The 7,343-nt window shown below is 65.3% G+C and carries 7 protein-coding genes; 2 read left to right on the top strand and 5 right to left on the bottom strand.

Annotation, left to right across the window (positions count from 1 at the left end; all coding sequences use genetic code 11):
• The coding region (locus AC1D34_RS10865) for a LysR substrate-binding domain-containing protein (protein ID WP_476824235.1) at positions 1 to 741 on the top strand (741 nt) is incomplete at its 5' end.
• Positions 742 to 855: 114 nt separating this feature from the next.
• Positions 856 to 1,392, top strand: a complete 537-nt coding sequence (locus AC1D34_RS10860) for a hypothetical protein (RefSeq protein WP_476824234.1) — start codon at positions 856 to 858, stop codon at positions 1,390 to 1,392.
• Between the two features lie 209 nt (positions 1,393 to 1,601).
• On the opposite strand, the gene AC1D34_RS10855 is transcribed toward AC1D34_RS10860, so the two are convergent.
• From AC1D34_RS10855 to AC1D34_RS10835, 5 genes are all read right to left on the bottom strand, one after another.
• Entirely contained in the window at positions 1,602 to 2,153 is a 552-nt protein-coding gene (locus AC1D34_RS10855) for a cysteine hydrolase family protein (RefSeq protein WP_476824233.1), read from the bottom strand.
• Between the two features lie 65 nt (positions 2,154 to 2,218).
• A complete protein-coding gene (locus AC1D34_RS10850) occupies positions 2,219 to 3,151 on the bottom strand; it encodes a pyridoxal-phosphate dependent enzyme (RefSeq protein WP_476824236.1) in 933 nt (310 codons plus the stop codon).
• Positions 3,152 to 3,220: 69 nt separating this feature from the next.
• On the bottom strand, positions 3,221 to 4,270 hold the full coding sequence (locus AC1D34_RS10845) for a LacI family DNA-binding transcriptional regulator (RefSeq protein WP_441507403.1): 1,050 nt from the start codon (positions 4,268 to 4,270) through the stop codon (positions 3,221 to 3,223).
• A gap of 1 nt (position 4,271) precedes the next feature.
• On the bottom strand, positions 4,272 to 5,483 hold the full coding sequence (alr, locus tag AC1D34_RS10840; protein WP_441491335.1) for an alanine racemase: 1,212 nt from the start codon (positions 5,481 to 5,483) through the stop codon (positions 4,272 to 4,274).
• Positions 5,480 to 7,339 (bottom strand): hydantoinase B/oxoprolinase family protein, encoded by a 1,860-nt coding sequence (locus AC1D34_RS10835; RefSeq protein WP_476824232.1) that lies wholly within the window; start codon positions 7,337 to 7,339, stop codon positions 5,480 to 5,482. Before AC1D34_RS10835 ends, alr begins: the two co-directional genes overlap by 4 nt.
• Between the last annotated feature and the right edge of the window lie 4 nt (positions 7,340 to 7,343).

Raw genomic sequence — 7,343 nt, 5'->3', positions numbered from 1 at the left:
GAGTATGACGTGCTGCTGTTCAGCCGGCAGCACAGGCAGATCGCCCTGACCGCGATGGGCGAAAGGCTGCTCGCGATCACGCACCGCCTGTTCGATGCCGAGGACCAGGCGCGCGGGCTGCTCTTAGAGTCGCGCGCCCTGCGGCTCGGGACCCTGCGGCTCGCGGCCGATTCCGTCCATCATGTCCTGCATGTGCTGACAGCGTTCCGCGAGATCTATCCGGGCGTGCGGATCACGGTGAGCGCCGGCAACACCGAGACCATCGTGGCGCAGCTGCGAAGCTACGAGGCCGATATCGGCGTCCTCGGCGATATGGCCCCGCACCGTGATTTCGAGRTCATTGCGCTGAATGCGGCGCGGATCATCGCCGTCGTCGCAGCCGATCATCCGCTTGCCTCGCGCCGGTCGCTGGCGCTGGCGGAGCTTGCCGGCATGGCGCTCGTGATCCGGGAAAGCGGCTCGCGGACGCGCCGGCTGCTCGAACAGCGCGCGTCCGAGACCGGCGTCAGGCTGACCTACGCCATCGAGGTCGAAGGGCGCGAGGCTGCGCTCGACATCGTGGCGGCGAGTGGCGGCATCGGTTTCGTCTCGGAGGCCGAGCTGCGCGGCGATCGCGGCCTGGTGCGCATCGCCCTCGACGGGCCGCCGATCCTGATGGAGGAATCCCTGATCTGCTTGAGCGAACGCCGGGACAACAAGGCGATCAAGGCCTTTCTGGACGTCGCGCGGGATCTTTCTTGATCAGGCTGGACTAAACCCGCCCCGTTCCGTCTCGCACCGCGCCAGCGCGCACCAAGAGCTGACAGCAACGCAGCCGGTCCAAATCGTTGCTTTGAACGCAGCATTGGAAACCCGGTGGCGACTCTCTGCGAATCCGGCAAACCTGCCTTAACTACGATCCCGCATCCCATACACAAATGGTCGACGTCACTTGAAAGTATATTTGAAGCGGATGTCGCTTCGTGTCAGTATTCCCAGCAGAAATTGCGACACTCGATATCGCTGCCGCCTTCCGCCCTTGCCTATGCGTTCCTTGCCTATGTCTTCTGGTGGGTTCACGAGGGGCGTACCATGTCGGCTCAAGAACGCGGGCTTGCCCGTCTCATGCTTAAGATTCCTGCGTTCCGCAATCGCTTCGCACGAATGCGGGATCTACGGTTTCGCAGCGTCTGCGAGGAGTACGATCTCGTCTGGGAGGTGATCACCCAGTGGTCCCAGGACGGACGTTGCGCGATGTTCAACTTCGACGATTACCGCCGCCTCGCCGCCTCGATCGAGAGCGACGCCATCGCGATGGCCGAGGCCGTTCCGGACCCCGGCACGACCGCCGAGGCGGCCAGTCCGCAGCTAGCGCCATCGGCATCCTCGGAGTCCGACAAGCCGCCCCGCTGACACATTCCTCCCACGGGAGGCAACGCCCACCACCAGGCCGGCGTCTGCGGTGTCCGCTCGCGGTCCCGTCCCCGGCGAAATCCGGGCCCAGGGCGCGCCTGTTGGGATTGTCGGCATGACGACGCAACCCACGGTCCTGCGCGCCAGTCCCTCCCTCCGAATCGTTCGAACGGCTCGCGTACGGGGCGGCAGGTCCAGCCGCATTCGCCTCACAGGACCAGGACACGTCCGCCGAAACTGGAGCGGAACAGGGCGTCATGGGCCTCCTGATCCGGATCAAAGCAGCAGTCCTGGACCAGACGCAGATCGTAATCCGCATCACAGGCCCAGGCGACGCTGGACAGGACCACGCCGGTGGTGCTGATCCCGGCCATGACAAGCGTGCTGACACCGCGCGTGCGAAGGTCCGCGTCGAGTGACGTGCCGTGGAAGACGCTGGCGCGCGGACAGGCATAGACGAGGTCACCCGGCTCGATCGCGAGGCCCGCGACGGGCAGACCGGTACGAAATCGTCCGCTCGGGAGATAGGGCGTGATCTGGCGGTTGGTTCCCGGCGGGGCATGTTCATAGTCTGCGCCCAGCGAAAAATTCGGGAACAGCACCGGCCGGCCCGTGGCGCGCCAGCGCCGGATCAGTGCGTTGCACCGATCCAGCAAGGGCGATGGCTTCTCTCCGAACAGGATCTCGAACACGTCGACCTGATAATGCATGACGACGAGGGCCGCTCTCTCGATGTATTCGCCCCGAATATCGACCGACATCACAATCACCCCAAGTTGAATTTCAAGCGTTGTTTGACACGCGCTGCGGAAACACAGGCCTCGTCCTAGATTTCACTTTCTGATGAGAGACTGTGGCGCCATGCAGTCATTTGCTCCACCGTCGATGTCRCCCCGCCGCAGACGATGACCAGGATGTTCTGGTAATCGGCGAGTTCCGCGACATTCTGGTAGAGCGTGGCGATGCTCGCCCCGCATGCCGGTTCGACGAGGATGCGATGGTCGTCCAGGAACCGCAGGCACGCCTCCACCGCCTCAAGATCCGAGACCACGGCGCAGTCGATGCGATGCTGTGCAAGAAGAGCAAAGGCATGCTCCGAGACCTGGTGCGCACCGAGCGAGGTGGCGATGCTCTCGATCGCTGGCAGAACGATGCGCTCGCCCCGGGCAACCGACTGGGCAAAGGAGGACGCGCCCGTCGTCTCCACCGCAAGAACGGGACAGTTCAGCGTGTGGCGCTGCAAGCCTTCGATGACGCCACTGAGCAATCCGCCGCCGCCGACGGAGAGAACGACGAGGTCGGGCTGCACTCCATCCTCGACCACCTCATCGATGATCGTCGAGTGCCCCCGCCACACCACCGGGTCGTCGAAGGGGTGGATGAACGCATCGCTCTCACCCAGCATCGCAAGCGCGCGCTCGTTTGCCTCCTGCCAGGACGCACCGTGGATCAGGACATCGGCCTTCATGTCCGAGATCAGGCGACAGGCTCTTGGCGATGTCGTCTCGGGGACGACAACCGTGACGGGGATGTCGAGCTCACGCCCGGCATAGGCGACGGCGATCCCGGCATTGCCGCCAGACGAGCTGACGAAGCGTTTCACGCCGCGCCTGGCATGGTCCTGACACGCAAGGCCAATTCCGCGGAGCTTGAAGGACCCCGAGGGCTGAAGGGATTCAAGCTTCAGCCACACCCTTCGCCCGCTCGCCCGGGAGAGAGCAGACGAGTGGTGTGTCGGTGTTCTGACATGGAGGGACATCATGACTTTCCTCTCCACCACCGTGGAGCCGAGACGATCGATCAGTGATCAGCAACGATTTTGCGGACGCTAAACATGCTCGCCGCCGCCATCGTTCAAAGGCGCCGTGGAATGCCGGACCTTGAGTTGCATGCCGACGGATAAGCGCTCCGATGCCGTTTCCGGCTGCTTGTCGGACATTTTCTTCAGCAGAAGCGTGGCTGCGAGCTGGGCTACTTTCGTGCCGTTGCCGCGCACGGCCGTGATCGATGGCGTCATGACTTCCAGGATACTGGCGTCACCGATCGACACGATCGACATGTCGCGCGGCAGCACGAGGCCGCGTTTCGCGCAGAAATGCAGGATACCGGGGATCTCGTCGATATTGGCGATGATCGCCGTGATCGGCCGCTCGCCACGGCATAGGGCCTCAAGCTTGCGGGCTCCGAATGCGCCCACCTCGAAGATACGACCTGCCGGCGGTTCCAGCCCCCGGTCTGCGAACGCCGCATCGAAACCGGCCCGCTGCTCCCGCCCGACCCAGGTGTCGAGATGACCGGCGACGAGCGCGATCTCGCGGTGCCCCAGCGCCAGCAGATGCTCGGTTGCCCTGCGAGCGCCGACACGATGCTCCGTCAGGACAGTATCGAAACCGCCATCGGGGCTGCGCTCCCAGAGCACCATGGGAATGGTGATGGCGGTAAGCCGCCGCGCCGTCTCCGGATCATTGTCGCGATTGACCGCCAGGAGCATGCCGTCGACGACGCGGTTCTGCAGCAGCGACAGGATCTCGGCCTCGCGGCTGTCGTCGAAATGCGTGCTGGCAACGATCAGCGTGTAGCCGGCGCGACGCAGGGTATTTTCCGCGGCGGCGATCATTTCAGCGGCTATGGGCTGGCGGATATCCGTGACGAGGCAGCCGACCGCGTAGCTCTTGCCGAGCCGCATCGAGCGCGCCACGGAATTGGGGTGATAGCCCAGGTCCTGGACGGCCTTGAAAACCTGCTCGCGCAAATGAGGCGCGACATTCTCGTTGCCATTGAGAACYCGTGAAGCGGTGCCGAGCCCGACACCGGCCCGGCTCGCGACGTCCTTGATCGTGATCGGCCTGGGCTCGTCCGCCGACTGCCTCGTCCCCATCTTAGCCACGCCAACCGTCCCTCTCCTGCCCCTGGCCGACATACACGTGCGGCAAGGAGCGCGCGAGCCGCGGGACCAGTTCGATGACCGTGATGCCGATCGCCTCCGCGAGATCATGGATCGAGATCTCGTCGGTGCCCTGCCGCCCCAGGACCACGACCTCATCGCCGGGGGCGACGTTGGAGATCCCCGTCACGTCGATGACCGAATGCTGAAAGGTCCGGCGCCCGAGCACGGGGCAGCGCTGGCCGTGGATCAGAACCTCCCCGAGCGGCGGAACATGGTTCAGCCCATCCCAGAAGCCGATCGGCGCGACCGCGGTCCGCATGCCGCGTTCGATGGCGATCGGCGCGCCATAGCCGATCCCCAGCACCGTTCCCGGAGGATGCTCCTGGACCTGGATGATCCGGGATTTCACGGCGGTGAGCAGAGGCGAGAGGCCGCCGCTCTCCATCCAGTGCTCGTCAAGCCCGCCGCCATAGATCAGGCGCCCAGGGTCGACCGCATTGAAGAGCATGTCGGGATAGGCCAGCACCACCCGGCTCGACGCCAGCATGAGGATGAGATCGTCGTGGCCGGCTGCCGCAGCAGCGGCTGCCGCCTGCCGGAAGAGCTCTGCCTGGCGCCTGCTGACGCCCGGATCATCCGGAGTGCTGAGATGCGAGTACAGGCCGCGCACCCTGACATGATCGGCGGCACGAAGACGCTGCAGCACGCCGGGCCATTGCTCGGGGCGCAGGCCGTAGCGGCCGAGCCCGCAATCGACCTCGACAAAGACCTCGATCCGCTCGCCAGCCGTCAGCACCGCGTCCATATCGGCCATGCTCTGGACCGTGACCGTGGCGCCGAGCCTGGCGGCGGCCGGCAGATCGCCCGGCGTGGTCGACGCGAACAACAGGACGGGAAGCGTCGTGCCGGTGCTGCGGATCGAAACGACTTCGTCAGGGCTGCCGGCGCAAAAGCCGTCGACGCCGGCCCGTTCCGCGGCCTTCGCGACCGCGGCGGCGCCAAAGCCGAAGCCGTCGCCCTTGCAGACGAAGTAGATGCGAACATCCCGTCCGACCAGACTGCGCGTTGCCGCGACATTCCGGCTCAATGCACCGAAATCGAGCTCCGCCCAGCTTGGGCGCAGGAGCCGGGCGAGATCGTGCCGGCGGCAATCGGTCCGGTTGTGGCCCGGATCGATTGCCGAGAGTGCGACTTGCGCCGTCATGCCAGCTCTCCCTCATATTCCGGGCTCAGCGCCGCCCGGCCTTGATCCCCTTCCATGAAGAGACGGAGCTGCGCTTCCGCCAGTTTCGGCAAATCGGACGCCAGGCCATCGCGACGAATGTCCGTTGCGACCCGGTCTGCGCGACCGTTCGCTCCGGTGACGACACCATAGACGTCGCGGGCGAACTCCCTGGTGAAGCGGCCGTCGCGGACATCGGCTGCGACATGGTCCGGGTCACGCTCGAGCGGATCGCCATTGCCTGCCCCACCCGGGGCGACATGGGTGAAGAGATCGCCCTTGCTGAGAGCGAGCGTCCGCATCGGCATCACCGGGAGCAGTTCAGTCGTGCCGTTCCGATCGATGATATTGAGCGATGGAGAGCCCGGACATCCGCCGAAGAGGCCCGGCGGCAGATGCGCGCGCCGGTCGGAACGGATCGTCAGCTGCGCGTCATCCCCGAGGATACGGTACGAGCGCGTGATCGCCATGCCGCCACGGCGGCGGCCGRCACCGCCTGAATTGGCGACGAGACCATAGCTCTCGATCCGCAAGGGATAGCGTGCCTCGATCAGTTCGATCGGCATGTTCGAGAGGTTCGCGCCGGGGTTGGCGATACCGTCGACTCCGTCCTTCGTGGCCCGGCCGCCCCAGCTTCCGAGAATGCCATCGGTGATCAGCCAGGTCTTCCCCTCGTGGATGCCGCTGAGCGACACGGCGGATGGTCCGCCTTCGCCGGCGGCCGGCATCCGGTCCGGCACGATCTGGGCAAACGCGTTGAACAGCACATCGAGCATCCGATAGGCCATGACGCCGCGGGCTGCGCAGGCCGCCGGCGGACGCGGGTTGACGATGGTGCCGAGCGGAGCCACGACCCGAACCGGCCGCGTATAACCCTCGCAGTTTGGAACCGCCGCCTGGACGGCGCAGCGCAAGGCGGCATAGGCGACCGAATAGGTGATCGCCACAGGTCCGTTGATGGCGCCCGGCACCTCCCCGCTGGTTCCCGTCCAGTCGATCTCAAGCTCGTCGCCTGCAACCGTGATCGTGACCTTGAAGCGGATCGGCCCGCCGCCCTCGCCGAGGCCGTCGATGAAATCCTCGGCCTCATAGACGCCGTCAGGCATCGCGCGGATCTCGTCGCGGACGAGCTTTTCCGCGTAGTCGTGCAGTTCCGCCAGCATTCCGCGCATGGCCGGCGCGCCGTATTTTTCGAGCACCTTGCCGAAGCCGCGTTCGGCGGCGGCGCAGGCGGCGATCTGGGCCCGAAGATCGCCCAGAACCTGTTCCGGAACGCGGGAATTGACCTCCAGGAAAGCCAGGAGGTTCTCGTCCATCCGGTCTTCGTGCATCACCTTGATAAGCGGGATCCGCAATCCTTCCTGGAAGATCTCAGTGGCATGCAGGGCCATACTGCCCGGCGCCATGCCGCCGAGATCAGTGTGGTGGACGAGGCTCGCTACGAAGCCTTCGACATGGCCGGCGTGGAACACCGGCTTGACCAGATAGACGTCCGGCAAATGCATGCCTCCGGCCCCGTAGGGGTCGTTGGTGATGTAGCCGTCGCCCGGCTGCATCGTCCCGCCGAAGCGTTTCAGGATGTTGACCATCACGCTCGGGAACGAGCCGAGATGCACCGGATTGGTCAGGCCCTGGGCGATGATCAGGCCGTTTCGATCGCAGAGCGCCGTCGAGTAGTCCATCGAGTCCCGGACGATCGGCGAATAGGCGCTGCGCAGGATGACCAGCGCCATCTCGTCGGCGATGGACGCGAGCGCGTTCTTGACGATCTCCAGGGTTACCGGATCGGAGCGCGAGATTTCAGGGGCAGAATGGGGGGCACTGTGAGGGGCGAGCATGACG

This window comes from Allobosea sp. P1_A7, assembly GCF_056406775.1.
This window is presented reverse-complemented; position numbering and strand designations above follow the sequence as displayed.